We start from the raw sequence: 1,294 nt of genomic DNA on the forward strand, positions 1-1,294 counted from the left end.
TGTATGACCGGATACATAGGTAACAGATCAGACCGGGAACATAGGTAACACTTTTCAGTCTATCCGGAGCACACTCTGGGTTTTTCGGTCGTAGTACGCAAGCGTTATTCCATTAAAGATGATGGCCTCCAGGCCATCATCTTGTTCTTCCAGCATGATGTACTCATCAGTCAGCGCTTCACTCAGGAACACCGTCCCCTTTTTCCCCATATAGAGTGTCCCCCTTGATTTCACCCTGTAGACCGTACCTCCTTCCGGATAAGCATATTCAGGAACCCTGCCATCCCAGTGCCGGCCTGAGGGTTGCCATACCGTTCCGGGCGTTGCACCCGCCAGGGCTTCATGTGGCCTTTCGTAGTTAAACTCTTCCCGGTAGCCACTGAACCACCGCTGTTGTTCTTCCATCGTCATAAATATGTTGCCCTGTTTTACTGCACTTTTCAGCGAACGATGCATTCGCTCATGACGGCCGTTTTCTTCCGGATGCCCCTTTCTGATGCGTTCCGGTCTGATGCCCAGCTTTATCAGCCAGACTGCAAGGCGACTTAACCCGGCGATACCTGTTCCTGCGAAAGGCTGACCATTATCCGTTCTCAGGACTTCCGGCAGACCGTACTCCAGGAACGCATCCGTCAGGCACTGCCTGACGAAGGGCTCGCTCTCCCGGTCTGCTCCCCGGCAGCTCAGAAGATACCGGCTGTGATTGTCGGTGAGGGTGAAGGGATGACAGTATTTCCGGCTCAGCAGCCTGAACTTGCCTTTAAAATCAGCGCTCCAGACCTGATTGTTCTCACTGATGATGGTCAGGGGCTGGCGATTGCCCGGGGTTCTGCGTTTTCGCTTTTTATCCGGAACCAGGCCTTCACGCTTGAGGATATCGCCGATAGTGCTGGCAGCGGGGACGGTAAAATCGACGTGATGATTGAGCAGCCACATCCGCAGTTTTTTGGGGCCCCAGTCAGGGTGTTTTTGCCTCAGGGCCGTAAGCTGCCCGGCGATATCATCAGGAACTGTCCGGGAGTGGGAGTGCGGAGCACGCGACCGGTCAGAGAGAGATGACAGGTCAGAGGGGTCAAAACGCTGAAGCCATTTGTAACCGGTTTTTCGACTGATGCCGAAGAGACGGCAGAGGGCAGAAAAAGAATCCGTACCTGCATGGCAGGCACGGATAAAATCAAGGCGTTGCATAGGTCGGGTCTCAGTCCAGGGCATAGCGAGTCTCCTCTTCTATGCCAGTTATAACTGTTACCCATGTATCCGGTCTAAAGTGTTACCCATGTTTCCGGTTCATACC

The 1,294-nt window shown here is 53.6% G+C and carries 1 protein-coding gene; it reads right to left on the reverse strand.

The features are described from left to right. Window positions 1-54: 54 nt before the first annotated feature. Window positions 55-1,212, reverse strand: a complete 1,158-nt coding sequence (locus tag ACOTZP_RS23815) for a DDE-type integrase/transposase/recombinase (RefSeq protein WP_023305267.1) — start codon at window positions 1,210-1,212, stop codon at window positions 55-57. Window positions 1,213-1,294: the final 82 nt, after the last annotated feature.

It is taken from the genome of Enterobacter cloacae complex sp. SYL001, assembly GCF_049237025.1.
Classification (GTDB): domain Bacteria; phylum Pseudomonadota; class Gammaproteobacteria; order Enterobacterales; family Enterobacteriaceae; genus Enterobacter; species Enterobacter intestinihominis.